This window comes from Pseudomonas sp. A1230, from assembly GCF_044218825.1.
Lineage (GTDB): Bacteria > Pseudomonadota > Gammaproteobacteria > Pseudomonadales > Pseudomonadaceae > Aquipseudomonas > Aquipseudomonas iridis.
Window position 1 is genome coordinate 5,576,558 of sequence record NZ_CP162582.1, and the last position, 24,940, is coordinate 5,601,497.

General features: G+C 60.4%; 25 protein-coding genes and 1 pseudogene. 5 read left to right on the forward strand and 21 right to left on the reverse strand.

Translation table 11 applies throughout. The annotated features are described in order from the left end of the window. Positions 1-118: 118 nt before the first annotated feature. The 11 genes and pseudogenes from AB4P97_RS26005 to ubiE all read right to left on the reverse strand — a co-directional run bounded on the left by AB4P97_RS26005 (position 119) and on the right by ubiE (position 8,358). Positions 119-991: a methyl-accepting chemotaxis protein gene (locus AB4P97_RS26005; RefSeq protein ID WP_390896385.1), complete on the reverse strand. Its 873-nt coding sequence runs from the start codon at positions 989-991 to the stop codon at positions 119-121. 30 nt (positions 992-1,021) lie between these two features. Further along, a pseudogene (locus AB4P97_RS26010) lies at positions 1,022-2,035 on the reverse strand (methyl-accepting chemotaxis protein); the annotation flags it as partial. Positions 2,036-2,236: 201 nt separating this feature from the next. Next, positions 2,237-2,944 (reverse strand): 16S rRNA (uracil(1498)-N(3))-methyltransferase, encoded by a 708-nt coding sequence (locus AB4P97_RS26015; RefSeq protein WP_042557242.1) that lies wholly within the window; start codon positions 2,942-2,944, stop codon positions 2,237-2,239. Further along, a complete protein-coding gene (tatC, locus tag AB4P97_RS26020; RefSeq protein ID WP_042557243.1) occupies positions 2,941-3,732 on the reverse strand; it encodes a twin-arginine translocase subunit TatC in 792 nt (263 codons plus the stop codon). Before tatC ends, AB4P97_RS26015 begins: the two co-directional genes overlap by 4 nt. Further along, positions 3,729-4,199, reverse strand: a complete 471-nt coding sequence (tatB, locus tag AB4P97_RS26025) for a Sec-independent protein translocase protein TatB (RefSeq protein ID WP_042557244.1) — start codon at positions 4,197-4,199, stop codon at positions 3,729-3,731. Before tatB ends, tatC begins: the two co-directional genes overlap by 4 nt. A 10-nt stretch (positions 4,200-4,209) precedes the next feature. After that, on the reverse strand, positions 4,210-4,491 hold the full coding sequence (locus AB4P97_RS26030) for a twin-arginine translocase TatA/TatE family subunit (RefSeq protein ID WP_042557245.1): 282 nt from the start codon (positions 4,489-4,491) through the stop codon (positions 4,210-4,212). A gap of 25 nt (positions 4,492-4,516) precedes the next feature. Continuing rightward, positions 4,517-4,849, reverse strand: coding sequence for a phosphoribosyl-ATP diphosphatase (locus AB4P97_RS26035; RefSeq protein WP_003220849.1), 333 nt, complete (start codon positions 4,847-4,849; stop codon positions 4,517-4,519). After that, positions 4,842-5,243 carry a phosphoribosyl-AMP cyclohydrolase gene (gene hisI / locus AB4P97_RS26040; protein WP_150775677.1) on the reverse strand — a complete coding sequence of 134 codons (402 nt, stop codon included), beginning with the start codon at positions 5,241-5,243 and terminating at the stop codon, positions 4,842-4,844. The genes AB4P97_RS26035 and hisI overlap by 8 nt, the downstream gene beginning before the upstream one ends. Before the next feature lie 120 nt (positions 5,244-5,363). Then, on the reverse strand, positions 5,364-6,968 hold the full coding sequence (gene ubiB, locus AB4P97_RS26045; RefSeq protein WP_042557246.1) for a ubiquinone biosynthesis regulatory protein kinase UbiB: 1,605 nt from the start codon (positions 6,966-6,968) through the stop codon (positions 5,364-5,366). Further along, the gene (locus AB4P97_RS26050) at positions 6,965-7,588 is read right to left on the reverse strand and encodes an SCP2 domain-containing protein (protein ID WP_042557247.1); all 624 of its coding nucleotides are present in this window, start codon (positions 7,586-7,588) and stop codon (positions 6,965-6,967) included. Before AB4P97_RS26050 ends, ubiB begins: the two co-directional genes overlap by 4 nt. Then, positions 7,588-8,358: a bifunctional demethylmenaquinone methyltransferase/2-methoxy-6-polyprenyl-1,4-benzoquinol methylase UbiE gene (gene ubiE, locus AB4P97_RS26055; RefSeq protein ID WP_008080626.1), complete on the reverse strand. Its 771-nt coding sequence runs from the start codon at positions 8,356-8,358 to the stop codon at positions 7,588-7,590. Before ubiE ends, AB4P97_RS26050 begins: the two co-directional genes overlap by 1 nt. A 166-nt stretch (positions 8,359-8,524) precedes the next feature. On the opposite strand from ubiE, the gene AB4P97_RS26060 reads away from it, so the two are divergent. The 3 genes from AB4P97_RS26060 (at position 8,525) to AB4P97_RS26070 (ending at position 10,388) form a co-directional block, all read left to right on the forward strand. Continuing rightward, positions 8,525-8,800, forward strand: coding sequence for a polyhydroxyalkanoic acid system family protein (locus AB4P97_RS26060; RefSeq protein WP_042557248.1), 276 nt, complete (start codon positions 8,525-8,527; stop codon positions 8,798-8,800). Positions 8,801-9,049: 249 nt separating this feature from the next. Next, entirely contained in the window at positions 9,050-9,472 is a 423-nt protein-coding gene (locus AB4P97_RS26065) for a phasin family protein (RefSeq protein ID WP_047299389.1), read from the forward strand. Positions 9,473-9,482: 10 nt separating this feature from the next. Beyond that, positions 9,483-10,388, forward strand: a complete 906-nt coding sequence (locus AB4P97_RS26070) for a phasin family protein (protein ID WP_115145999.1) — start codon at positions 9,483-9,485, stop codon at positions 10,386-10,388. 125 nt (positions 10,389-10,513) lie between these two features. Here AB4P97_RS26070 and AB4P97_RS26075 read toward each other — a convergent pair whose 3' ends face one another. From AB4P97_RS26075 to AB4P97_RS26120, 10 genes are all read right to left on the reverse strand, one after another. Continuing rightward, positions 10,514-11,134 (reverse strand): TetR/AcrR family transcriptional regulator, encoded by a 621-nt coding sequence (locus AB4P97_RS26075; protein WP_042557251.1) that lies wholly within the window; start codon positions 11,132-11,134, stop codon positions 10,514-10,516. 30 nt (positions 11,135-11,164) lie between these two features. Then, complete coding sequence (phaC, locus tag AB4P97_RS26080; RefSeq protein ID WP_042557252.1) at positions 11,165-12,847, reverse strand: class II poly(R)-hydroxyalkanoic acid synthase; 1,683 nt, start codon at positions 12,845-12,847, stop codon at positions 11,165-11,167. A gap of 138 nt (positions 12,848-12,985) precedes the next feature. Next, a complete protein-coding gene (phaZ, locus tag AB4P97_RS26085; RefSeq protein WP_042557253.1) occupies positions 12,986-13,840 on the reverse strand; it encodes a poly(3-hydroxyalkanoate) depolymerase in 855 nt (284 codons plus the stop codon). Between the two features lie 94 nt (positions 13,841-13,934). After that, the gene (gene phaC / locus AB4P97_RS26090) at positions 13,935-15,614 is read right to left on the reverse strand and encodes a class II poly(R)-hydroxyalkanoic acid synthase (protein ID WP_042557254.1); all 1,680 of its coding nucleotides are present in this window, start codon (positions 15,612-15,614) and stop codon (positions 13,935-13,937) included. A 258-nt stretch (positions 15,615-15,872) separates the two neighbouring features. After that, the gene (locus tag AB4P97_RS26095; RefSeq protein WP_042557255.1) at positions 15,873-16,244 is read right to left on the reverse strand and encodes a gamma-butyrobetaine hydroxylase-like domain-containing protein; all 372 of its coding nucleotides are present in this window, start codon (positions 16,242-16,244) and stop codon (positions 15,873-15,875) included. Between the two features lie 76 nt (positions 16,245-16,320). Further along, complete coding sequence (hslU, locus tag AB4P97_RS26100; RefSeq protein ID WP_042557256.1) at positions 16,321-17,658, reverse strand: ATP-dependent protease ATPase subunit HslU; 1,338 nt, start codon at positions 17,656-17,658, stop codon at positions 16,321-16,323. Positions 17,659-17,706: 48 nt separating this feature from the next. Then, positions 17,707-18,243, reverse strand: coding sequence for an ATP-dependent protease subunit HslV (hslV, locus tag AB4P97_RS26105; RefSeq protein WP_003220875.1), 537 nt, complete (start codon positions 18,241-18,243; stop codon positions 17,707-17,709). Between the two features lie 231 nt (positions 18,244-18,474). Then, positions 18,475-19,170 (reverse strand): SPOR domain-containing protein, encoded by a 696-nt coding sequence (locus tag AB4P97_RS26110; protein ID WP_047299390.1) that lies wholly within the window; start codon positions 19,168-19,170, stop codon positions 18,475-18,477. Between the two features lies 1 nt (position 19,171). Next, positions 19,172-20,908 carry an arginine--tRNA ligase gene (gene argS, locus AB4P97_RS26115; protein WP_042557258.1) on the reverse strand — a complete coding sequence of 579 codons (1,737 nt, stop codon included), beginning with the start codon at positions 20,906-20,908 and terminating at the stop codon, positions 19,172-19,174. Positions 20,909-21,146: 238 nt separating this feature from the next. After that, on the reverse strand, positions 21,147-23,366 hold the full coding sequence (locus AB4P97_RS26120) for a primosomal protein N' (protein ID WP_047299391.1): 2,220 nt from the start codon (positions 23,364-23,366) through the stop codon (positions 21,147-21,149). A 389-nt stretch (positions 23,367-23,755) separates the two neighbouring features. Here AB4P97_RS26120 and rpmE point away from each other — a divergent pair, with 389 nt between their 5' ends. Continuing rightward, a complete protein-coding gene (gene rpmE / locus AB4P97_RS26125; RefSeq protein WP_016984589.1) occupies positions 23,756-23,983 on the forward strand; it encodes a 50S ribosomal protein L31 in 228 nt (75 codons plus the stop codon). Between the two features lie 65 nt (positions 23,984-24,048). Then, positions 24,049-24,798: a thermonuclease family protein gene (locus AB4P97_RS26130; protein ID WP_395601798.1), complete on the forward strand. Its 750-nt coding sequence runs from the start codon at positions 24,049-24,051 to the stop codon at positions 24,796-24,798. Positions 24,799-24,940: the final 142 nt, after the last annotated feature.

The following is a 24,940-nucleotide window of genomic DNA, read 5'->3' on the forward strand; positions in this document are numbered from 1 at the left end:
AGCTTCCACAGTGAATCGGCTGAACACACACCTTGTGATCGACTACAAACCTGTGGGAGCTGGCTTGCCAGCGATAGCATCACCTCGGTCCTCAGCGAACCGAGGCAACTGAATCACCTCAAACCTTGAAACGACCCACCAGCGTCTGCAAGTGCGTCCCCAATCGCGCCAGCTCAACGCTGGAGGCGGCGGTTTCCTCACTCGCCGCCGACGTTTGATCCGACACGTCCCGCACATTCAGCACGCTACGGTTGATCTCTTCCGCCACCGCGCTCTGCTGTTCAGCCGCCGCAGCAATCTGCTGGTTCATCGCCTGAATCGCCGACACCGTGCGCGTGATGCTTTCCAGTGAACCACCGGCCCGGCGGGTCAGCTCGACGCTGCTGTCGGTGAGGGTGCGGCTGTTGTCCATGATCGTCGCCACTTGCTGGGTGCCGTTTTGCAGGCCGACGATCAGCTCTTCGATCTCTTCGGTGGACTTCTGAGTGCGCTGCGCGAGGCTGCGCACTTCATCGGCTACCACCGCGAAACCACGTCCGGCTTCACCGGCACGCGCCGCTTCAATCGCGGCGTTAAGTGCCAGCAGGTTGGTTTGCTGGGCCACGGATTTGATCACGTCGAGCACGCTGCCGATTTTGTCGCTTTCGCGCTTGAGCTCGCCCATGGCTGTGGTGGAGTTGCCGACTTCAACGGCCAGACGTTCGATCTGGGCGATTGCTTCGCCAACCACCTTGTCGCCTTCGCGGGCCTGTTGGTCGGCGGCGACGGCGGCTTCTGAGGCCTCTTCGGCGTTACGCGCGACTTCCTGCACGGTGGCGGTCATTTCGTTCATGGCCGTGGCGACCTGATCGGTCTCGATCTTCTGATTGTTGACCCCGGCGCTGGTCTGCTCGGTCACCGCCGACAGTTCTTCAGCGGCGCTGGCGATCTGGGTCACGCCCTCGCTGATCCCGCCGATCAGCTCACGCAGGCCCTGGGTCATGCTCTGCATGGAGCGTTGCAGCTGGCCGAGTTCGTCGCGGCGCAGCGAGACCAGATTGTGGGTCAGATCGCCGGCAGCTACACGTTCCGCGACTTTCAGGGTCTGGTTCAGCGGAATGATGATCTGCCGGGTGATCGCCCAAGCGGCCAGCAAGCCGAAGGCCAAGGCCAGCAGGGTGGCGATCAGCAGCATGTTCTTGGCGTGGGCGGCATCGGTGTCGCGCACGACAGTTTGCGAAGCCGTCAGCTTCTTGCTGAGGTCGATCAGAATGTCGTCCTGAGCAGACACGCGCGCCTGTGACGTGGCGCTGGTGACCTGCGAATCGCGGAACTGGGCGACCGCCGCGCGATAGGCCTTGATCGAGTCGGTGGCCTGTTGCAGGTTGGCAATGTGCTGTTCCGGCAGTTGCGAAGGCAGACTTTCAAGCTTTTTCAGGGCGTTGTCGATGGCGTCCAAGGCCGGTTGCTCCGCCTCGGCCTTGCCGCTGTAGGTGTAGCCGCGCACTTGATAACGCGCCTGCTGGAGCAGTTTGCTCAGCTCGATCACGTTGTTGAACTGGGCAACACTGTCACCCAGCAGCATTGATTTTTCGACTTCGGAGACTTTGGCTACAGCGTTGTCGGCGTTGGCGCCCAGCTTGCTGCGGGCGTCTTCGCGGTGGACGGTGGCTTGGGTCATGTCGGCGAAGGCACGTTTGTATTCAGCGACGGCGGCCAGTTGCTGATCGACCATGGCGGCATCGGACGGTTGTTCGATCAGGCTGCGAGCGGTTTGCAGACCGCTGTCGAGTTTGCTCAGCAGTTCGTTGACCGTGCCCGGGCCTTGTTCGCCACGGCGCGCTTCATAGTCCAGCTGTGCCAGTCGAAGGTCCTTGGTCAGCTCGTTAAGGCTGGAGATGAACCCGAGCTTGTCGCCGCGGCTGATGATGCCGCTCATGCCGGTCCAGCCGGTAAAGGTGATCAATAACGTCAGCAACAGCACCAGGCCGAAGCCGATTCCCAGTTTGCGCTTGACGCTGACGTTTCCAAGACTCTCGGCTAACCAACGGTACATGCGACGACTCCCCGACCCACTAATTGGACTTATGGGGAGGGTATCGGCCAAGTGATGGCAATCTGTAACACCACTTATCCGACGGCCCCGCACGGTGCAAATGTAGGAGCTGCCGAAGGCTGCGATCTTTTGATCTTGCTTCTAAAACAACATCAAAAGATCGCAGCCTGCGGCAGCTCCTACAGGGGATCGGTGTTGCGGTTAGAAGAGGCGGGCGAGGAGGGCGGTCACGGCGGTTTCGACGCGCAGGATACGATCGCCGAGCTGCACCGGTTGCAGGCCGGATTTGGCCAGTAAATCGATTTCGTAGGGAATCCAGCCACCTTCCGGGCCAATGGCCAGGGTCACCGGTTCGCTCAAGGCGCGAGGGCACGGCGGATAGTTGCCGGGATGGCCAACCAGGCCGAGGGTACCTTCGGTGATCGTCGGCAGTCGATCTTCGACAAAAGGCTTGAAGCGTTTCTCGATGACGACCTCTGGCAGTACGGTGTCGCGCGCTTGTTCAAGGCCCAGGATCAATTGCTCGCGAATCGCTGCAGGTTCAAGAAACGGCGTCTGCCAGAAGCTTTTCTCGACGCGGTAGCTGTTGACCAGAATCACCTTCGACACGCCCATGGTCGCCACGGTCTGAAACACGCGTCGCAACATCTTCGGGCGCGGCAGGGCCAGCACCAAAGTCAGCGGCAGCTTGGCCGGCGGCGGCTGATCGAGGGTGACGCGCAGCTCCGCTTCACCCGCCTCCAGCCGCAACAGCTCAGCCGAACCCATCAGCCCATTGATGCGCCCGACCCGCAGGCTGTCACCGACTTCCGAGCGATGGACTTCCTGCATGTGTGTCAGGCGTCGATCACGCAGCACTACACGGTCGGCCGCAATGAAGTCGGCCTCCTCGAGCAACAACAGGTTCATGCCTGGGTCGCTGGCGGCTGGTCGTTGTGATCGTCGGCCGGATGCTCGTCCGGTCGTTCGCGTTTGCTGATCAGGCCACCGAACAGGATGCCGATCTCAAACAGCATCCACATCGGCACGGCCAGCAGGGTCTGCGAGAAGATGTCCGGCGGCGTCAGGATCATGCCGACCACAAAGCAGCCGATGATCACGTACGGGCGGATCTTCCTCAGGTAGGCGACGTCGACTACACCGATCCACACCAGCAGCACCACGGCCACGGGGATTTCGAACGCCACGCCGAAGGCGAAGAACAGCGTCATGACGAAATCGAGATAGCTCGCGATGTCGGTCATCATTTCCACGCCGGCCGGGGTGGCTGCAGCGAAGAACTTGAAGATCAGCGGGAACACGAAGTAATAGGCGAACGCCATGCCGGTGTAGAACAGCATGATGCTCGACACCAGCAACGGCACCGCGATGCGCTTCTCATGCTTGTACAGGCCTGGCGCAATAAACCCCCAGATCTGATGCAGGATCACCGGGATCGCCAGGAACAGCGAGACCATCATCGTCAGCTTCAGTGGCGTCAGGAATGGCGACGACACGTCGGTGGCGATCATCGTCGCGCCGACCGGCAGGTACTGGCGCAGCGGCGTCGACACGAACGTGTAGATCTGCTGGGTGAACGCGAACAGCCCGGCGAAGATGATGAAGATCGCCGCCACACAACGCAGCAGGCGGGTGCGCAACTCGGTGAGGTGCGATACCAGCGGCATGTGCTGGTCGTTTTCGGGGAGATCGCTCATGGGGCTCGCGGCGGCAGAGTGGGGTCGTGAGGCGCAGGTGTGATCGGCGCGGCGGTTGGAGATACATGTTCAACCGAAGTTTCTGCAGTAGCGGGCACGGTTTCTGTCGGCGCTACAGCGGTGGCAGTTGCCGGTGTCGGAGCGGGTACAGGTGCAGTGGGCGCGGTTGGCGCATGAATCGTCTGTTGGCCCACGTGCTCAACCGGCGTCGGTTCTTGCTGAACCGGCTGGAAGATTTTCCGCGCCTCCTGCTCCAGCGACAGAATATGTTCGTTGTGCAGTTGCCGACGAATCTCGTCGGCACCGATTTCACGTTCAACTTCCTGTTTGATCGCGTTGAAGCTGCGCTTCAGTCGGCCGACCCACAGGCCCGCGGTACGCGCAGCACCCGGCAGACGCTCGGGGCCCAGCACCAGCAGGGCAACGAGGCCGACGAGCAGCAGTTCAGAGAAGCTGATACCAAACATTAGTCAGTGCTCACACGTCTTTGCGGATCGGCTCTTCGACTTTCTGCGCCTGCACATCGATGGTGTGCGGCGGGTTGGCCTGAGCGGTGGCTTGCGGCTGCACCGGTGGTACCGGTTGCGCAGGCGTCACGGTCGGATCGACGTTTGGCTTCTCGTCGTCGTTCATGGCTTTGCGAAAGCCCTTGATCGACTCACCGACGTCGGTGCCGAGGTTTTTCAGTTTCTTGGTGCCGAAGACCAGTACCACGACAACCAGAATGACGATCCAGTGTTTCCAGTCAAAAATGCCCATGTTGCTGTTCCTCTCTAAAAATTGTTCAGGCGGACGGACGCGAGGCTTTCTCGACGTGTCCGGACAGGCCGAAGCGGCGATCCAGTTCATCCAGTACAGCCTGCGGATGCTGCCCCAGTTGGGCGAGCATGACCATGCTGTGGAACCACAGGTCAGCCGTCTCGTAGATCACATCGCTGCAGTCGCCGCTGATGGCGGCGTCCTTGGCGGCAATAATGGTTTCGACCGACTCTTCGCCGACTTTCTCCAGAATCTTGTTCAGGCCCTTGTGATACAGGCTGGCCACATACGAGCTGTCGGCCGCTGCGCCTTTGCGCTCTTCGAGTACCTGAGCGAGGCGCGTCAGAGTGTCACTCATGTTTGTGTCCTGCGGAATAGATAGCGTGCGGGTCTTTCAGCACCGGGTCGACCGTTTTCCAGTCACCGTTTTCGAAGACGCGGTAAAAGCAGCTTTGACGGCCGGTATGGCAAGCGATGTCGCCGATCTGTTCGACCATCAGGATGATCACGTCGGCGTCACAGTCCAGACGCATTTCATGCAAGGTCTGTACATGGCCGGACTCTTCGCCCTTGCGCCACAGCTTGCCACGGGAACGTGACCAGTAGATTGCACGGCTTTCCGCGGCGGTCAGCTCGAGCGCTTCGCGGTTCATCCACGCCATCATCAGCACGCGTCCGGTCTTGTGATCCTGGGCAATCGCCGGCACCAGGCCATCAGCGTCCCATTTGATCTCGTCCAGCCAGTTTTTCATCTTCAATTCCCGAAACGCAGGTAAAAGCTTTGAGCTTCAAGCTGCAAGTAAAAGCAGATTGCGGTGTTTCAGTATCGTCAGGCTTGCAGCTCGCAGCTTATAACTTGCAGCTGATTCGTGCTATCGGCGAACGACCAGATACAAACCGACAGCCACCATGATGCCCGCTGGCCAATGCGCCAATTCGAGCATCGGGCCACCGGCGGCGAGAATCGCACCGCCCGCCAGATGGGCACAACCGAGCAGTCGCAGGAACCAGTCGTCCTTGCGTTTGTGCCACGGCGGCGGTGGGTCGTAGGCGTGTGGCTGGGACATGCGCTCGAGCAGATCGCGGGCCATGTTGGCCAGGTGCGGCAGTTGTTCGAACTGGCTCTGGACGTTGCCGAGCAAGGTTTTCGGGCTGACGCGCTCGCGCATCCAGCGCTCAAGGAACGGCTGCGCGGTGTTCCACAGGTCCAGATCGGGATAGAGCTGACGGCCGAGGCCTTCGATGTTCAGCAAGGTCTTTTGCAGCAAAACCAACTGCGGCTGCACTTCCATGTTGAAGCGCCGCGCCGTCTGGAACAGGCGCATCAGCACCTGGCCGAATGAAATATCTTTTAACGGTTTTTCGAAGATCGGTTCACACACGGTACGGATCGCCGCTTCGAATTCGTTGAGCTTGGTTTCTGCCGGCACCCAGCCCGAATCGATGTGCAACTGCGCCACGCGGCGGTAGTCGCGCTTGAAGAACGCGAACAGGTTGCGTGCCAGATAATCCTGGTCTTCCGGGGTCAGGCTGCCGACGATGCCGCAGTCGATCGCGATGTACTGCGGGCTCCACGGGTTAACGGTGCTGACGAAGATGTTGCCCGGGTGCATGTCGGCGTGGAAGAAACTGTCGCGGAACACCTGGGTGAAGAAGATCTCCACGCCGCGTTCGGCGAGCATTTTCATGTCGGTGCGCTGATCGGCGAGGGTCGCCAGATCGGTCACCTGAATGCCGTAGATGCGCTCCATCACCAGCACTTTCGGCCGGCACCAGTCCCAGTAGACTTGCGGCACGTAGAGCAGCGGCGAACCTTCGAAGTTGCGCTTCAACTGGCTGGCGTTGGCCGCCTCGCGCAGCAGGTCGAGTTCGTCGTAGATGGTTTTTTCGTAGTCCTGCACCACGTCCACCGGGTGCAACAGACGCGCGTCGGCTGACAGTTTTTCAGCCGCGCGGGCGAGGATGAACAGCCATGCGAGATCCTGCGCGATGATTGGCTTCAGACCCGGGCGGATCACCTTGACCACCACTTCTTCGCCGGTTTTCAGCTGCGCGGCATGCACCTGTGCCACCGAAGCCGAAGCCAGCGGCTGGACGTCGAAACGGCTGAACACTTCGCTGATCTTCTTGCCGAGCTGCTCTTCGATCAGCTTGATCGACAGCTGCGAGTCGAACGGCGGCACGCGATCCTGCAGCAGCATCAGCTCATCGGCGATGTCTTCGGGCAAGAGGTCGCGGCGGGTCGAGAGAATCTGCCCGAACTTGATGAAAATCGGCCCCAGATCCTGCAACGCCAGACGCAATCGCGCGCCTCTGCTCAGCTCCAGCGTCTTGCGCGGGAACCAGCGCCACGGCAGCACATAACGCAGCGCCAGGAGAAACCAGGGCAGCGGCAGATCGAACAGCAGGTCATCGAGGCGGTAGCGGATCACGACGGACTGGATGCGCAGCAGACGGCGGACGGCGAGCAGCTTCATGCGTTATCGCTTGGGTCGAGGGATCGGGAAAGGCGCTCGAAACGCGCCTCGAGACGTTCCAGATCAAGTTTGATCCGGTCCAGTTCGCTGAACCGCGCTTCGGCTTCGCGCTGCCCGACGAGGGTGCGCGATTCTTCGGCGAGGTATTCGGCGAGGTTCTGGTTGAGGCTGGCAAATCCTTGTTGATACCAGCGTGCGCGGCTGCGCAGATGACCGCCAACCAGTTGCGTGGCAACCGGCCCGAGCCAGCGCGAGAGTTCGTACTCCCAGTCCAGCTCAAGATCCTGCAACACGCCGGCCAGCTCCAGCAGCACGCCGCTGTCGCCATCGAGTTCGACTTCCGGGGCATGCAGCACCGCGGTCTTGTCTTTGCTCAGGGCCAGCTTCAGCAGGCTGGACGCCGGCGCACGCAGGGTGCAATCGACGCCGGTTTCCCAGTGCGAGGCCAGCATCAGGCCTTCGTCGCTGGGCAAAATGAACAGCTGCAGCGCCGGACTGCGGCAATCGACGGCAATCACCTTGCCGGTCAAATGCGCCAGCCGCGGCAGCGCCGTGCTGTCGAGACGCAGCACCCGGTTCAGGCCGAGTTCAACGCTGGCGAGCAGCCCGGTGAGCAGCATCAGGGCTTGATGCCGCGGTGCAGGGCGACGATGCCTGCGGTCATGTTGTGATAGGTCACACGGTCGAAACCGGCATCAACCATCATCGACTTCAGGGTTTCCTGATTCGGGTGCATACGGATCGATTCGGCCAGGTAACGATAGCTTTCCGAGTCGTTGGTGATCAGCTTGCCCATCAGCGGCATGAAGGCGAACGAGTAAGCGTCGTAGGCTTTGGACATCAGCGCGTTGGTCGGCTTGGAGAATTCCAGCACCAGCAGACGACCGCCGGGCTTGAGCACGCGCAGCATCGAACGCAGGGCGTCTTCCTTGTGCGTCACGTTGCGCAGGCCGAAAGCGATCGTGACGCAGTCGAAATGATTGTCCGGGAAAGGCAGTTTTTCTGCGTCGGCCTGGACGAATTCGACGTTGCCCGCCACACCCAGGTCCAGCAGGCGGTCACGGCCGACCTTGAGCATGGATTCGTTGATGTCGGCCAATACCACCTGGCCGGTCGGGCCAACGAGGTGCGAAAACTTTTTGGTCAGGTCACCGGTGCCGCCGGCGATGTCGAGCACGCGATTACCGCTGCGCACGCCCGACAGCTCAATCGCGAAACGCTTCCACAAACGGTGCATGCCGCCCGACAGAAGGTCGTTCATCAAGTCGTACTTGGCGGCTACGGAGTGGAACACCTCAGCGACTTTTTCCGCTTTCTGGCTTTCCGGAACGTTTTTGAAGCCGAAGTGAGTGGTGGGTTCGGCATCGCTGCCTTTGCGCTGATCAGTCATATCGCTGTCACCAAAAGAGAATGCGCGACATTCTAATCCCCAGGGCATGCTTTGTCTTGGAATGGCTAAAGGTAAGATGAGCAACCTTCGGGACGATTTGCCGCAGACGCGGTCAAGATTTACCGACAAGCATTCATAGCTGTATTCAAAAAGAAGGAGCCACCCAATGGCCAAAATCAGTGTTGAGCGTGCCCACAGCCTGGGCAAGGAAGCCGCCCGCGAGAAGGCCGACAAGCTGGCCAAAAAGCTTAATGAACAATACGGCCTGGAGCCGCAATGGTCAGGCGACGTATTGAATCTCAAGCGCTCGGGTGTGAAAGGCGCGGTGCATGTTGGCGATGACTCGATCCGCGTCGACGTGGAACTGGGCCTGATGATGTCGGCCATGAGCGGCATGATCAAAGCCGAGATTGAGAAAGCCCTCGATAAAGCGCTGGTCTGATCGCGATTTTTCGATAAACCGAGATCTCCTGTGGGAGCGAGCCTGCTCGCGAAAGCGGTGTGTCAGTCGACTCAACTATTGACTGATACGTCGTATTCGCGAGCAGGTTCGCTCCCACATTTGTTTTGGGGTGCCCCTGCTGTTTATGTCAGTTGTTAGGGTGCCGTTTCTAATTTTTCTACCTACTTTGTGCCTGAGCCCGACACTTTCGCGGGCAGTTCCTCAAACCTTCTGCGCGTGAGGTGCACCATGGCCAAAGTAATTTTGAAGAAAAAAATCGACGCTTCGACTTCTGCTCTGAGCGACGTCAAATCCTATGCCCGCAAGATCTGGCTGGCAGGCCTGGGTGCCTACGCCAAGGTTGGCCAAGAGGGCGGCGAGTACTTTCAAGAGTTGATCAAGGCTGGTCAAACTGTTGAAAAGAAAGGCAAAAAGGTCGTCACCGAAAAACTCGAAGCGGCCAATGCCGAAATCGACGAAGCCCGGGATGAAGTCAGTTCTTTCAAAGGTCGCGTCGAAGTTCAGCTCGACAAGGTCGAGAAGGCATTCGACACCCGTGTAGCAAGCGCCTTGAATCGTATCGGCATTCCGTCTAAACATGACGTTGAGACACTCTCTGCTAAGCTCGATGAGCTGACGGCATTGCTCGAACGCGTCGCGCGTAAATCTTAAGGAGAACGGGATGGCTGGTAAAAAGAACACCGATAAAGAAGGCAGCTCGTGGATTGGGAAAGTCGAAGACTACTCCCGCAAAATCTGGCTGGCTGGTTTAGGCGTGTACTCGAAGATCGACACTGACGGCAGCAAGCTCTTCGATACATTGGTCAAAGACGGCGAGAAAGCCGAGAAGCTCACCAAGTCTGCAGTCGGCAAAAAAGTCGATGCCGCCAAGGATTCTGCTTCTTCTGCCAAGTCGCGCATCAGCGGCGTGAAAGATCGCGCGCTGGGCAAGTGGGACGAGCTCGAAGGGGCTTTCGACAAGCGCCTGAACAGCGCGATTTCGCGCCTGGGCGTACCGAGCCGCAATGAGGTCAAGGCCCTGCACAGCAAGGTTGAAACCTTGACCAAGCAGATCGAAAAACTCACCGGCGAGAAGGCACGTCCTGTGGCGGCGAAACCCGCTGCGGCAAAACCGGCAGCTAAAACTGCAGCGGCCAAGCCAGCAGCCAAAACCGCGGCCAAGCCATTGGCCAAAGCGGCTGCCAAACCTGTGGCGAAAGCCAAGGCTGCGGTTAAATCCGTAGCGAAAACAGCGGCCGCCAAACCTGCTGCAAAAGCCGCGGCCAAACCGGTTGCTGCTGCCAAGACTGCTGCCAAGTCGGTTGCCAAACCTGCAGCCAAAGCAGCCGCCAAGCCAGCCGCGAAAACCGCTGCCGCCAAGCCCGCAGCCAAACCGGCTGCAGCGAAGAAGCCGGCAGTGAAAAAACCGGCCGCGCCGAAAGCCGCTGCGCCAAAACCGGCCGCTCCAGCAGCCAAGCCTGCGACCCCGGCAACCCCGGCCAGCGCGTCGAACTCCGCCGCTGCACCGACCCCGGCCGCAACCCCGACTGCTGCATCGACCCCGTCGACGCCAACCAGTCAGTCCTGATTTTCAGGGCAAAACAAAACGCCCGGCCTGTGAAGGTCGGGCGTTTTTGTTTGTGCGTTTTTAAAGCTTATCCTCATCCCGGCCCTCTCTCAGAGGGAGAGGGCTGGGGTGAGGGGCTTTTGATGTCAGTCATGATCTTCCAGATACTGCAGAGCCATCCGCTCAGTCGCCACCTTCACCGGCGGCAGCAAATGCGGCGCCACCAGCATCATGATCTGGTACACGACCAAGCGAACCTCGCCTTCGCGATCCAGAATCCGCTGATAATCCAGCGAAAACAGCAACGTCATGGTGATCTGCTCCACCAGTTGCCCCAGCGCCTGGGTATCACTGACCAACTGCCCCGAAGCCTTCAACCGCGCCAGCAACGACGCCAGCGTGCGCTTCAACGCATTGAGCAGATGACGAATGCCCTTCGCCAGTTTCGGCAATCGCCCCGCCAGGTTCGACAGGTCCTGAAACAGGAACCGGTACTGCGCCAGCCGCTCGACGATCAAATGCAAAAACAGCCAGTAATCCTCCGGCGCCAGCTCCACGTCCGGCGGTGGATCCAGCAGCGGTGCCAGTTCATTCTGGAAGCGATCGAACAGACCGAGTATCAGCGGTTCCTTGCCGTGAAAGTGGTAGTAGAGGTTGCCGGGGCTGATCCCCATTTCGTTGGCAACTTCCATGGTGGAAACGTTCGGCTCGCCCTTTTCGTTGAACAATTGCAGAGCACATTCGAGAATCCGGTCGCGGGTTTTCATCCAGTCTTCTTAGAAAAGTTCGGTTAAGCGTCAGCGCACACGCACGTAAGTACCGGGTGCTGCCTCCATCGGTGGATAGTTCGGGTTACCGAGGGTCATCTGGGTTTCGTGCTGGGCGCCCGAGCGCTGCTGAATCCATTCCAGCCACTTCGGCCACCAACTGCCGTCGACGTGTTTGGCGTCGTAGTACCAGGCGCGTGGATCACTGCTCATCTTGCCGTTCTCGACATACGCGGCTTTCGGGTTGCTGGGCGGGTTGAGAATGCTCTGCACATGGCCGCTGTTGGACAGCACGAAACGCCGGTCGCCACCCAGTAACAGGGTCGAGCGATACACCGCATCCCATGGCGTGATGTGGTCGTTCATGCCGGCGACGCTGAAACTGTCGACCGTGACTTTCTGCAGGTCAATCGGCGTGCCGCACACTTCCAGCCCGCCCGGGTGGGTCAGCGGGTTGTGCTTGAAGAAATCCAGCAGGTCGCCGTGCAAGGCTGCCGGCAGACGGGTGTTGTCGTTGTTCCAGTAGAGAATGTCGAAGGCTGGCGGCTCCTTGCCCAACAGGTAATTGTTGACGAAGTAGCTCCAGATCAAATCATTCGGGCGCATCCAGGCGAATACCTTGGCCATGTCGCGACCATCCAGCACGCCTTTTTGATAGGAACGACGCTTGGCGGCTTCGAGGGTCTGCTCATCGGCAAACAGCGTGGCCGGGGTTTCGATCTGGCTGTCGAGCAGGCTGACCAGGTAGGTGGCGCTGGAGATACGGCGCAATTGCCGCTTGGCCTGCAAATGACCTTGCAGTGCGGCGATGGTCAGGCCGCCGGCGCAGGCACCCATCAGGTTGACCTCGCGGGCGCCGGTGATCGCCCGGCACACGTTCATCGCTTCTTCCACGGCCTCGACATAAGTCGACAAGCCCCACTCGCGGTGGCGCACATCCGGGTTGCGCCAGCTGATCATGAAAGTCTGCAGGCCGTTCTTCAGGGCGTACTGCACGAAGCTGTTCTGCGGGCTGAGGTCGAAAATGTAGTATTTGTTGATTTGCGGCGGCACCACAAGCAGTGGCTTGGCGTACTGTTTTTCGCTCATCGGCTTGTACTGGATAAGCTCGAGCATCTCGTTGCGAAACACCACCGAGCCTGGTGTGGTGGCAACCGTTTTACCGACTTCGAAAGCCTGACGGGTCACCTGCCGTGGCAGGCCATCGTTGTGCAGCAGATCATCGAACAAATGACTGAGGCCGCGCACCAGACTGTTGCCGCCGGAGTTGAACAGCTCCTTGATCGCCAGCGGGTTGAGCAGGGTGTTGGACGGCGCCACGGCGTCGTTGAGCAGGGTGAAGGCGAAGTGGGCGCGGGCGCGGTCCTCCGGGTTCATGTTGCTGTCGTCGATCCAGCTCTTGACCTGCTTCTGCCAGGCCAGATACGCCTGCAGACTGCGTCGATAAAACGGATTGAGGCTCCACGCCGGATCGGCAAAACGGCTGTCATGCGGATTGGTGGGATGCAGGGTCTCGCCGAGCAGCACGCGACCGAGTTGGCCACCCAGTTTCAGGGCGTGCCTGGCGCTGTGGACCGGGTTGCGCAGACCATGGGCGGCGACGCTGCGCAGCGTCGAGATCAGATCCCGACCGCGCAAACCGGTGATCGCACTTTGTGCGTTGATGAACACGGCCGGGCTTGGCACTACGCCCGTCGCTGGTTTGTCGCGCATGACTCAACACTCCTTCGTCTTCAGGCCAAAAACAAACTCACCGAACCAGAACACCATAGACGCTGTTATGGATTGCTGCCTGCGCGGCGTCCTGCTGCGCACTCTGTGTAAAGCCCTGCATAAAGCCTGCCGCAGCGATCAGCCGCCCAACGGTGACGGGTGCGGGTGCATCACCGCTCGCTGACGTTCCTCCTGGAGGAATTTCATGATGATCGGTGCCACAGCTTCGGCACGGGTAATCAGGAACAGATGGCCGTCATCGATGATGTGCAACTGGGCGTTGGGAATTCGCCAGGCGAGCATGCGCATATTGACCAACGGGATCAGTGGATCGTCGTCGCCGGCCAGCACCAGCGTTGGTTGATTGATCTTGTGCAGCCAGTGAATGCTGGTCCAGCCAAGGCCGGCGAACAGTTGCCAGTAGTAACCGAGCTTGCCCGCCGAACGCACTTTCGCGGCATGGCTGGCAGCCAGCGTTGGGTCGCGGCGAAACGAGCCGCCGTAGATCATCGGCGCGATGCGGATCACATGCGACGGCTGGATGTAGCGCCTGGGGCTGGCCATCATCCACAGCACCTTCGGTTTGCCCGGCACCATCACGGCACCTGCAGCGGTCGCCGCGAGCACCAGCTTCTTGCAGCGCTCGGGGTAGTCGTAGGCGAATTGCTGCGCGAGCGCGCCGCCCCACGACACGCCGATCACATTGACCTGACCGTAGTCGAGGTAATCGAGCATCCGCGACGTCAGTTTGGCCAGGCCAGGAAAACGGTATGGCCGATTGGGCGTCGAGGAGCCGCCGACACCGGGCACGTCGAAGGCGATCACTTCCAGATCCGGGTCCAGCGCCGCGACAAATGGAAACACCAGCTCCAGGTTGGCGCCGATGCCGTTGAAAATCAGCAAGGGCGTCAAGTGAGGCTTGCCGGGGCGTACCGCCGTGCGGAGGGTCTGGCCATCCAGCTCGACGGTACGGAATATGAACGGTTGCGGCATGCGTCAGGCCCTTCGGGTTAGAGTGGAGCAGCTACAAGCCGCAAGCTTCAAGCAGAACTTGCTCAGCTTGCGGCTTGTAGCCTGTGGCTTGCCGCTATCTTTCATGTACGTAAGTGCCCGGCGATGCTTCGCCCGCCGGGTAAGCCTTGTTGCCCAGTTTGGTCGGGGCCTTTTTCAGGTTGCCCGCCCGCTCGGCCTGCCACGCCTGCCAATGCAGCCACCAGGAATCCGTGTGCTTGGTCGAGTTCTCTTGCCAGTCTTCGGCATTCGCGGCCATCTCTTCGCCGGTCATGTATCGGGACTTCGGGTTGCCCGGCGGGTTCAGAATGCTTTGGATATGGCCGCTGCTCGACAACACGAACTCCACTTTGCCACCAAACAATTGCGCCGACTTGTAGCAAGACTTCCACGGGGTGATGTGGTCATTGGTGCCGGCCAGCGAATAGATATCGGCGGTGACCTGCTTAAGGTCGATCGGTGTGCCGCACACTTCCAGTGCATTGGCACGAATCAGTGGATTGTTTTTGAACATCTCGATCAGGTCGCCGTGGAACGCTGCCGGCAACCGTGTGGTGTCGTTGTTCCAGAACAGGATGTCGAACACCGGCGGCTCGTTGCCGAGCAGATAGTTATTGACCCAGTAGTTCCAGATCAGGTCGTTGGGGCGCATCCACGCGAAGACCTTGGCCATGTCTTTGCCCTCAAGCACCCCGGCCTGATACGAGAGGCGCTTGGCGGTCTCCAGGGTCTGTTCGTCGACGAACAGGGCGACGTCGCTGTCCAGCGTGGTGTCGAGCACGCTGACCAGCAGGGTCAGGGCATTGACCTTGTTCTGGCCGAGCGCCGCATAGTGGCCGAGCAGGGCGGTGCAGGTGATGCCGCCGGAGCAGGCGCCGAGCATGTTGATGTCTTTGCTGCCGGTGATCGCGGTGACCACGTCGACCGCCTCTTTCAGCGCATCGATGTACGTCGACAGGCCCCACTCGCGCTGCGCCTTGGTCGGGTTACGCCAGCTGACAATGAAAGTCTGCACGTTGTTGCGCAGGCAGAAGCGCGCCAGGCTCTTGTCCGGGCTCAGGTCGAATACGTAAAACTTGTTGATCTGTGGCGGCACCACCAACAGTGGGCGCTCGTGGACTTGCTCGGTGATCGGCCGGTACTGGATCAGCTCCAGCACGTCGTTGCGAAACACCACGGCGCCTTCAGTCACGCCCAGGCTTTTGCCGACCTCGAACGCGCCCATGTTGACCTGGCTCGGCATGCCGCCGTTGTGCACCAGATCCTTGGCCAGATGGGAGAGGCCGTCGAGCAGGCTTTTGCCACCGGTTTCGAAGAAGCGTTTGACCGCTGCAGGGTTGGCTGCGGTGTTGGTCGGGGCCATGGCCTCGGTCATCAGGTTGATGACGAAGTGGCCGCGCGCGATGTCTTTGGGCGACAGGCTGCTGTCGTCGATCCAGGCATGGAGTTCCTTGCGCCACGCCAGATAGGTTTGCAGATAACGTTTGTAGAGCGGGTTCTGGCTCCACGCAGGATCAGCGAAGCGACGGTCATCGCCTGCCGGTTGCAGTTCGGATTTACCAAACAGCACGTTTTTCAGTTCGAGGCCGAAATGGGTGACGTGCCTGACGCTATGGATCGGTTGTTTGATGGCCTGTTTGAGCACCATACGAGCAGAGGCCAGCAGATCCTTTCCGCGCAGCCCAACGACGGGATTAAGCCCCAAGGTGTTTTCCGAGGCTTGATACTTCAGGTCATCGTTATTCTTGTTACTCATCTACGACGCTCCATTGTCCTGAGACGAGTACCCGGCTATCTGCTGTGCAGTTCCACAGCGATTGCCAGGTACTACTGCTCGGGTGACCGTTAATTCTGCATAGCTGCTTTACAGTCGTAGAGCACTGCAGGGAACTTGCCAGCTCCATTGGTTACCCGAGTTTAATTTTTTTCGCAAGCGGGCCGATCCTCGACGCCACAGCGGAGCATTCAAACAGATGAAGTTAGAAAATGCCCTCTAAAGAGCAGGACCCTCGGACTAGAGCATCAGCTTGACGATTGACTCGTCCGGATCACGGGTTTTACCAGCGGCTTTGAGCTCGGCCAGATAATCGGCCCAGAGTGCGTCATGACGTCGCCCCAGCTCATAGAGATATTCCCAAGTGAACAAGCCACTGTCGTGGCCGTCATCGAAGGTCAGTTTCAGTGCGTAGTGACCGGCCGGTTCCAGCTTGCTCAGACCGACGTTGAGCTTGCCGAATTGCAGGATCGGTTTGCCGTGGCCCTGGACCTCGGCGGAGGGGGAATGCACACGCAGAAATTCCGCGGGCAGGGTGAACTCCTCGCCGGACGCGTAGGTGAGCGTCAGGGTTTTCGAGGCTTTGTGAAGTTTGATGTCGCTAGGAATCATAGGAAAAGCCTTCAGCTGCGAGCTACAAGCGGCAAGCTTAACTCAGCTTGCCGCTCGCGGCTTGTAGCTTGCAGCTCTACAGAATGTAGCGGGACAGATCTTCGTTCTGCGCCAATTCGCCGAGGTGGCTGTTGACGTATTCAGCGTCGATCAGGATCACCTTGTCATCGTGACTGCTGGCCAGATCGCCGGCGCTGAACGACACCTCTTCCAGCAGGCGCTCGAGCAGCGTGTGCAGACGACGAGCACCGATGTTCTCGGTCTTCTCGTTAACCTGCCAGGCGATCTCGGCGATGCGCTTGATGCCTTCGGGCTGGAACTCGATGTTCAGGCCTTCGGTTTTCAGCAGCGCGCAATATTGCTCGGTGAGCGAGGCATGCGGTTCGCTGAGGATGCGTTCGAAGTCTTCCGGGCTCAGGGCCTTGAGTTCGACGCGGATCGGCAGGCGGCCTTGCAGCTCCGGTACCAGATCGCTCGGCTTGCTCAGGTGGAATGCGCCAGACGCGATGAACAGGATGTGGTCAGTCTTGACCATGCCCAGTTTGGTGTTGACGGTGCAGCCTTCAATCAGTGGCAGCAGGTCGCGCTGCACACCCTCGCGGGACACGTCGACGCCGCCGGAATTACCGCGCTTGGCCACTTTGTCGATCTCGTCGATGAACACGATACCGTGCTGCTCGACTGCTTCGAGGGCCTTGGCCTTCAACTCTTCTTCGTTGACCAGACGCCCGGCTTCTTCGTCGCGCACCAGTTTCAACGCTTCTTTGACCTTGAGCTTGCGCGACTTCTTCTTGCCCTTGCCCATGTTGGCAAACAGGCTTTGCAACTGGTTGGTCATCTCTTCCATGCCCGGGGGCGTGGCGATCTCGATGCCGGCCACTTCGGCGACTTCGATCTCGATTTCCTTGTCGTCCAGCTGACCTTCGCGCAGACGCTTGCGGAACAGCTGACGCGTGTTGGAATCCTGACTCGTCGACTCATCGCTGTTGAAGCCCATGCGGGCCGGCGGCAGCAGTGCGTCGAGGATGCGATCTTCGGCGGCGTCCTCGGCGCGATGGCGAACGCGGGACATTTCCTGTTCGCGCAGCATCTTGATCGCAGCATCGGCCAGATCACGGATGATCGACTCGACGTCACGGCCGACATAGCCGACTTCGGTGAACTTGGTCGCTTCGACCTTGATGAACGGCGCGTTGGCCAGTTTCGCCAGACGACGGGCGATCTCGGTTTTACCGACACCGGTCGGGCCGATCATCAGGATGTTCTTCGGGGTCACTTCAACGCGCAGCTCTTCAGGCAGCTGCATGCGGCGCCAGCGGTTGCGCAGGGCAATCGCGACGGCGCGCTTGGCATCGTCCTGGCCGATGATGTGGCGGTTGAGTTCGTGGACGATTTCGCGGGGAGTCATGGACATAATTTTTGGCGGTCCTCAAGCAGAAAAAAGCCGTGGCGCAAGGCCGAGTCAGGCTTCTTCAGCGAGATCCTGCTCCTCAATGGTCTGAGTGTGGTTGGTAAATACACAGATGTCGGCGGCGATACCAAGTGCGGTTTCGACGATTTCGCGAGCCGACAGATCGGTCTTTTTCAGCAGCGCGCTGGCCGCAGCCTGGGCGTAACCGCCACCGGAGCCCATGGCGATCAGGCCGTTTTCCGGTTCGACCACGTCACCGTTGCCGGTGATGATCAGGGATGCATCCTTGTTGGCGACCGCGAGCATGGCTTCGAGGCGGCTGAGGGAACGGTCGGTGCGCCATTCTTTGGCGAGTTCGACAGCGGCGCGGATCAGGTGGCCCTGATGTTTCTCGAGCTGGCCTTCGAAGCGTTCAAACAAGGTGAAGGCGTCGGCGGTGGCACCGGCAAAGCCCGCGATGACCTGGCCGTGGTACAGGCGACGAACTTTCTTTGCGTTGCCTTTCATCACGGTGTTGCCGAGAGAAACCTGGCCGTCGCCGCCCATGACGACTTTGCCGTGGCGGCGGACTGAAACGATGGTGGTCAAGGGAAGAGTCTCCACGCAGCGGGGCGAAAATGCCTATGCCCATTCATATGGGGGTGGCGCGGAGGATTTCAACTGCGGGGCGGGAGAGGGGACAAGCGGTGGTGTGCCTGTTGCAGGCTTTAGTGTTTGTCGGTGCGCCTTCGCGAACAGGCTCGCTCCCACAGGATTTATCCTGGCCCTGTGGGAGCGAGCCTGCTCGCGAAGAACGATGACGCGGTGCTACTGGCGAAATCAGCGGCTCTGGCGTTGTTGTAACAACAGGTTGCTGAAGCCGCTGCCGGCCAGTTGTTTTTGCGCCGTGGTCAGCTGCTCACGGTTGCTGAACGGGCCGACCAGTACGCGATACCAGGTCTCATCTTTCACCGTACCCGACTCAACCGCCACCGCCTGGCCGAGCAAAATGATCTGCGCCCGAACCTTGTCCGCATCCGCCTCTTTGCGGAACGAACCGGCCTGGAGGAAGAATTTGGTCACTGGCGCGGCTTTCACCGGAGGTGCCGGCGGCGGGGTAATGCCCGCCAGTGCTGCCTGAGCCCGCGCAGTATCGATTTTTGCGGCTTCCGCCGGGGTGACCGGTGCTGTCGGCACTTGCGGCGTCGGCAGGGTTTTCTCCGGTACGGCGTCCGCCGGCACGATCACTTCCGATTCCGGCAGCAGGGTGTAGAAGTCGTACTTCGGCTTCACCGGTTGCGTCGGGCTCGGCGGGGTCTTGTTGGCTTCGGCGATTTTCGCTTTCTGCTGTTGCTCGACCTTCTCGCGCTTGACCGTGTCGCTGCCTTTGCCAGGCTCCAGCTTCATCAGGAACACGATGAACGCACCGACCGTCAGGCCGATGGCCATCCACAGCCAACCCGGGATCGGCTGCTTCGCAGGCGCCTGGTAACGGCTGGCGCCACGTTTGGGTGCAGGTTTTTTCTTGGCAGCCAACTTACATACGCTCCAGAGTTTCCAGACCCAACAGCTCCAGGCCTTGCTTGAGGGTGCGACCGGTCAACGCGGCCAGACGCAGACGGCTCTGCATCTGGGCCGGGGTTTCGGCGGTGAGGATCGGGCAGTTCTCGTAGAAGCTCGAGAACAGGCCGGCGACGTCGTACAGGTAGGTGCAAAGAATGTGCGGCGTGCCTTTATCGGACACGTTGTTCAGCACTTCGCCGAACTGCGCCAGCTTGGCTGCGAGCTCATGTTCATGTGCCGCTTCGAGGACGATCTGGCCGTCGACTTCGCTGAAATCCTTGCCCAGTTTGCGGAATACACCGGCCACACGGGTGTAGGCGTACAGCAGATACGGCGCGGTGTTGCCTTCGAAGTTGAGCATCAAATCGAAGTTGAAGCTGTAGTCGCTGGTGCGGTGTTTGGACAGGTCGGCGTATTTCACCGCACCGATGCCGACGACCTTGGCGATGTTGCGCAGCTCGTCTTCGGCAAGCTCCGGGTTCTTCTCCTTCACCAGGTTGTAGGCGCGGTCCTGAGCTTCGGTCAGCAGATCGATCAGCTTCACGGTGCCGCCGTCACGGGTCTTGAACGGACGGCCATCGGCGCCGTTCATGGTGCCGAAGCCCATGTGCTCCATTTCCATCGGATGGGTCACGAAACCGGCCTTGCGTGCCACGGCAAACACTTGCTGGAAGTGCAGCGCCTGACGCTGATCGACGAAGTACAGCGCGCGGTCGGCTTTCAGTTTGCCGCTGCGATAGCGCACGGCTGCCAGGTCAGTAGTGGCGTACAGGTAGCCGCCGTCAGCCTTGACGATGATCACCGGCAGCGGGTCGCCGTCGGCGTTCTTGAACTCGTCGAGGAACACGCACTGGGCGCCGTTGCTCTCGACCAGCATGCCGGCCGCTTTCAGGTCGTTGACCACATTGATCAGGTCGTCGTTGTAGGCGCTTTCGCCCATCACGTCGGCCATGGTCAGTTTGACGTTGAGCAGTTCGTAGATCTTCTGGCAGTGCGAGAGCGAGATGTCCTTGAACTTGGTCCACAGCGCCAGGCACTCGGCGTCGCCGGCCTGCAACTTGACCACCAGGCCACGGGCGCGGTCGGCGAATTCGGCGGACTCGTCGAAACGCTGCTTGGCGGCGCGGTAGAAGTTTTCCAGGTCCGACAGCTCGTCACTGGTGATCGGGTTCTCTTGCAGATAGGCCATCAGCATGCCGAACTGGGTGCCCCAGTCGCCAACGTGGTTCTGACGGATCACTTCGTCGCCGAGGAATTCAAGTACGCGCGCCACGCCATCGCCAATGATGGTCGAGCGCAAGTGGCCGACGTGCATCTCTTTGGCCAGGTTGGGCGCAGACAGGTCGACCACGGTGCGCTGCGCAGGACCTGCCTTGCGCACGCCGACATGGGCGTCGGCCAGGGCAGCGTCGAGTCGCGAAGCCAGCGCCTGAGTGTTCTGGAAGAAGTTGATGAAGCCCGGGCCGGCGATTTCGGCCTTGGTAACGTTCTCGTCGGCCGGCAGCGCAGCGATGATTTTTTCCGCCAGATCGCGCGGCTTCATGCCTGCAGGCTTGGCCAGCATCATCGCGATGTTGCTGGCGAAGTCGCCGTGAGTCTTGTCACGCGCGTTCTCCACCTGAATCGCCGGCGTCAGGCCTTCAGGCAACACACCTTCGTTGACGAGTTGGGTGAGGGCTTGTTGGATCAGCTGGCGAATGGTGTCTTTCATGGTCTTCTCTTTCGACCGCAAGCGCGGCGGCGCATCGATGCGCGGGTGGAAAAACTGGGCATTATCCGTTGCGAAGACGGGCTTGCCAACCTTAGCAGGCAGCTTATGGATATGTGGTGACAAATAGACCGCTTTCGCGAGCAGGCTCGCTCCACATTGGATCTGCGGCGTTCATACATTATGTGTCTGGCATCAATCCCTTGTAGGAGCGAGCCTGCTCGCGAAGGCGATCTTCAGGTCAATACAAATCGACCGGATCGACATCTAAAGACCAACGCACCGCCCGCCCGCTCGGCATCTGCTCCAGGACCAGCAACCAACTGGCCAGCAGTCGATGCAGCGGTGCCCGTGCTGTCGCCTGCAGCAGCAACTGCGCGCGATAACGCCCGGCACGCCGCTCCATCGGCGCCGGCACCGGCCCAAGCAGTTCAATCCCGTTCAGCCCCTGCTCGACCAGTAAACGCTCCGCCTCGCTGCACGCCTCATCGAGAAAACCTTCGGCCTGCCCCGGCTTGTGCGCTTCGGCACGCAGCAGCGCCAAATGCGCGAACGGCGGCAGGCCGGCGGCGCGGCGCTCGCTCAAGGCCTGTTCGGCAAAGGCGAAATAGCCCTGTTCGGTCAGTTGCACCAATAAAGGATGGTCGGCGAGGTGGGTCTGAATGATCACCTTGCCAGGCTCTTCCGCCCGGCCGGCCCGTCCAGCGACCTGCACGATCAGCTGCGCCATGCGCTCGCTGGCGCGGAAGTCGCCGGAGAACAAACCACCGTCGGCATCGAGAATCGACACCAGCGTCACCCGCGGAAAATGGTGCCCCTTGGCCAACATCTGCGTGCCGACCAGAATGCAGGGCTGGCCCTTCTGGATCGTCGCGAACAGCTGATTCATCGCGTCCTTGCGCGACGTGCTGTCGCGGTCGACCCGCAGCACCGGGTAATCCGGAAACAGAATCGCCAGGCGTTCCTCTGCACGCTCGGTACCGGCGCCGACCGGGCGCAGATCGACCTTGTTGCACTTCGGGCATTGGCGCGGCGTGCGCTCGACGTAGCCGCAATGGTGGCAGCGCAATTCGCCGTGGCGCTGGTGCACCGTCATCCGCGCATCGCAGCGTGAACATTCGGACATCCAGCCGCAATCGTGACAAAGCAGCGTTGGTGCAAAACCGCGACGGTTGAGGAATACCAGCACCTGTTGCCCATTTGCCAGGGTCTGGCCAATGGCTTGCTGCATCGGCCCGGAAATCCCGCTGTCCAGTGGGCGGCTTTTCACATCCAGGCGCAGGAAGCGCGGTTGCTTGGCACCGCCGGCGCGTTCGTTCAGGCGTAGCAGGCCATAACGGCCGGTGTAGGCGTTGTGCAGGCTTTCCAGCGAAGGCGTGGCGGAGCCGAGGACAATCGGGATGTTTTCCTGCCGCGCGCGCACCAGCGCCAGATCACGGGCGTGGTAGCGCAAGCCTTCCTGCTGCTTATAGGAGCCGTCGTGCTCTTCGTCGATGATGATCAGCCCCGGATTCTTCATCGGGGTGAACAGCGCCGAGCGGGTGCCGATAATAATGTCGGCCTCGCCGTCGCGGGCGGCGAGCCAGGCTTCGAGGCGCTCGCGATCATTGACGGCCGAGTGGATCAGGGCGATCCGCGCGTTGAAACGTTGTTCGAAGCGCGCCAGCGTCTGCGGACCGAGGTTGATCTCCGGGATCAGCACCAGCGCCTGTTTGCCGGCCTCGAGGGTTTCGCGGATGAGTTGCAAATAGACTTCGGTCTTGCCGCTGCCCGTGACGCCGGCCAACAGAAACGCGTGATAGCTGTCGAAGCCTGCGCGAATCGCCTCATACGCGGCGCGCTGCTCGGGGTTGAGCGGCAGCTCCGGTTGCGCCAGCCAATGTTCATGGCGTGCGCCGGGTGCATGGCGGCGGATCTCGACTTGCACCAGATTTTTCGCCAGCAGCAGATCGAGGCTGTCCTTGCTCAGCATCAGTTTGCTCAGCAACTGATGGGCGACGCCGTGAGGGTGTTGGGCCAGCGTGGTCAACGCTTCACGCTGACGCGGCGCACGGGCGATGCGCGGATCATCGACGCTGGCGCCCGGCATTACCGACCAGAAGCGCTCCTGCCGGGCTTCGGCCAGTTCACCCTGACGCAATAGCACCGGCAGCGCCCAGCTCAAGGTGTCGCCGAGGCTGTGCTGATAATACTGGGATGTCCAAAGGCACAGCTTGAACAGCGCTGGCGGCAGTGGCGGGGTGGCGTCGAGCAGGGCCAGTGCCGGCTTGAGTTTCTCCACCGGCACTTCGCTGGTGTCGGTCACCTCCACCAGAATCCCGATCATCTCGCGTCGGCCAAACGGCACCCGCAGGCGCATGCCCGGTTGCAACTGCGCGCGCAGTACGCCGGCCGGCGCCCGATAGTCGAACAGGCGGCGCAAAGGCGAAGGCAGGGCGAGGCGCAGAATGGCGTCGGGCACGCGGGGGGATCTCGATCAGCAGACGATTAAAAGGACTGGTTCCATAACCTGTGGGAGCGAGCCTGCTCGCGGAAGCGGTGTGTCAGGCGACGAAAATGCTGGCTGATAGATCGTCTTCGCGAGCAGGCTCGCTCCCACAGGGACAGGGCAATGGGTCGGGAGCCTAGCAGACGGTCGGTTCTGTGTCCTCCATCAGGAAAGCGTTCAATGCTGACGAGCGGTAACGCAGCATGATGTCAACGGCCGCCGTCAGCATTGAACAGCTTTTCTGATGGAGGGCACCCGGGACAGCTTGCGTGATTGCAAAGGTCTGGTAGAATCCGCGGCCTAATTACGTGCGGTATTCAACAATAGTGTTGGATGGCGGCACGCTAGCTGAGGAAGACACCATGAAAGCTGATATCCACCCGAATTACCCAGTCATCGCTGTTACCTGCAGCTGTGGCAACAAGTTTGAAACCCGTTCGACCTTCGGCAAAGCTCTGCCAATCGACGTGTGCAACGAATGCCACCCGTTCTACACCGGTAAGCAAAAGACTCTGGACACTGGCGGCCGCGTTCAGCGCTTCGCAGACCGTTTCGGTGCTTTCGGCAAGAAACCTGCTGCTGCAGAGTAAGGTTGAAGAGCCCGGTGGGCTTTTCCTCGCTGCTGAAAAAGGCGTCCCTCGCGGGCGCCTTTTTTATGCCTGCGATTTGGCTTTCCACCGCGCTTGCGTACTGCCCGACACCCTCCGGACTGACGCAAGTCGCCGTGCAGCGCGTGGTCGATGGCGACACCTTGCGCCTGAGCGACGGCCGCAGCGTACGGATGATCGGCCTCAATACGCCTGAACTCGGCAAGCAGGGTCGCAGCGACGAGCCATTCGCCATTGCTGCGCGTAAACGCCTGGAAGCGCTGGTGGCTGACAGCGGCGGGCGCGTCGGCGTGCTTCCCGGCAAAGAGTCAAAAGACCATTACGGCCGTACGCTGGCCCACCTCTACAGTGCCAGCGGCGCCAACCTCGAAGCGCAAATGCTCGCCGATGGCCTGGGTTTCCAGGTCGCGGTGGCGCCGAATGTCGATCTTGTTGCCTGTCAGCAAGCGGCTGAACGCGAAGCGCGACAGGCGGGTCGAGGCCTCTGGCGGCAATCACCTGTACTGAAAGCAGAGCAGATCCAGCGCTCGGGTTTCGCCGTGGTCAGTGGCCGTGTGAGCAAAGTGCAGCGCAATCGCGGTGGAATCTGGATCGAGTTGCAGGACTCGCTTGTATTGCGTGTTGCACCCAATCTGGTCGGACAATTCGACAATACCCGCTTGCAAGCGTTGAAGGGCAAGCAAATCGAGGCGCGTGGCTGGGTGGTCGATCGTTCGCGGCGCGGTGGGTTGAAACCGGGTCAGCCGCGTTGGCTGCTGCCAATGACCGATCCTGCCATGCTGCAGAGCGCACGCTGAATAAAAATTGTAGACATTTTTTCTGTCGATTGTGAACAGTCAAGCCCTTGTGCGCCGTGGCTCTTGACCCAAAGTCGTAGGGCAGGGCGCTTGACAGGGGTGACCGCTCAGTCTTGTGGGGACTTTGCGAGGCGCGTATCCT

Excerpts from the sequence above, each read along its gene's own strand:
- tatC (WP_042557243.1), bottom strand. The coding sequence starts at position 3,732 with ATGAGCGATCTCCCCGAAAACGACCAGCACATGCCGCTGGTATCGCAC.
- argS (WP_042557258.1), bottom strand. The coding sequence starts at position 20,908 with ATGAAAGACACCATTCGCCAGCTGATCCAACAAGCCCTCACCCAACTC.
- AB4P97_RS26065 (WP_047299389.1), top strand. The coding sequence starts at position 9,050 with ATGGCCAAAGTAATTTTGAAGAAAAAAATCGACGCTTCGACTTCTGCT.
- AB4P97_RS26060 (WP_042557248.1), top strand. The coding sequence starts at position 8,525 with ATGGCCAAAATCAGTGTTGAGCGTGCCCACAGCCTGGGCAAGGAAGCC.
- ubiB (WP_042557246.1), bottom strand. The coding sequence starts at position 6,968 with ATGAAGCTGCTCGCCGTCCGCCGTCTGCTGCGCATCCAGTCCGTCGTG.
- AB4P97_RS26075 (WP_042557251.1), bottom strand. The coding sequence starts at position 11,134 with ATGAAAACCCGCGACCGGATTCTCGAATGTGCTCTGCAATTGTTCAAC.
- phaC (WP_042557254.1), bottom strand. The coding sequence starts at position 15,614 with ATGAGTAACAAGAATAACGATGACCTGAAGTATCAAGCCTCGGAAAAC.
- AB4P97_RS26070 (WP_115145999.1), top strand. The coding sequence starts at position 9,483 with ATGGCTGGTAAAAAGAACACCGATAAAGAAGGCAGCTCGTGGATTGGG.
- phaZ (WP_042557253.1), bottom strand. The coding sequence starts at position 13,840 with ATGCCGCAACCGTTCATATTCCGTACCGTCGAGCTGGATGGCCAGACC.
- ubiE (WP_008080626.1), bottom strand. The coding sequence starts at position 8,358 with ATGACTGATCAGCGCAAAGGCAGCGATGCCGAACCCACCACTCACTTC.
- AB4P97_RS26095 (WP_042557255.1), bottom strand. The coding sequence starts at position 16,244 with ATGATTCCTAGCGACATCAAACTTCACAAAGCCTCGAAAACCCTGACG.
- AB4P97_RS26030 (WP_042557245.1), bottom strand. The coding sequence starts at position 4,491 with ATGGGCATTTTTGACTGGAAACACTGGATCGTCATTCTGGTTGTCGTG.
- AB4P97_RS26005 (WP_390896385.1), bottom strand. The coding sequence starts at position 991 with ATGCAGAGCATGACCCAGGGCCTGCGTGAGCTGATCGGCGGGATCAGC.
- phaC (WP_042557252.1), bottom strand. The coding sequence starts at position 12,847 with ATGCGCGACAAACCAGCGACGGGCGTAGTGCCAAGCCCGGCCGTGTTC.
- AB4P97_RS26130 (WP_395601798.1), top strand. The coding sequence starts at position 24,049 with ATGCCTGCGATTTGGCTTTCCACCGCGCTTGCGTACTGCCCGACACCC.
- hslU (WP_042557256.1), bottom strand. The coding sequence starts at position 17,658 with ATGTCCATGACTCCCCGCGAAATCGTCCACGAACTCAACCGCCACATC.
- AB4P97_RS26035 (WP_003220849.1), bottom strand. The coding sequence starts at position 4,849 with ATGAGTGACACTCTGACGCGCCTCGCTCAGGTACTCGAAGAGCGCAAA.
- AB4P97_RS26050 (WP_042557247.1), bottom strand. The coding sequence starts at position 7,588 with ATGCTGCTCACCGGGCTGCTCGCCAGCGTTGAACTCGGCCTGAACCGG.
- tatB (WP_042557244.1), bottom strand. The coding sequence starts at position 4,199 with ATGTTTGGTATCAGCTTCTCTGAACTGCTGCTCGTCGGCCTCGTTGCC.
- rpmE (WP_016984589.1), top strand. The coding sequence starts at position 23,756 with ATGAAAGCTGATATCCACCCGAATTACCCAGTCATCGCTGTTACCTGC.
- AB4P97_RS26015 (WP_042557242.1), bottom strand. The coding sequence starts at position 2,944 with ATGAACCTGTTGTTGCTCGAGGAGGCCGACTTCATTGCGGCCGACCGT.
- hisI (WP_150775677.1), bottom strand. The coding sequence starts at position 5,243 with ATGAAAAACTGGCTGGACGAGATCAAATGGGACGCTGATGGCCTGGTG.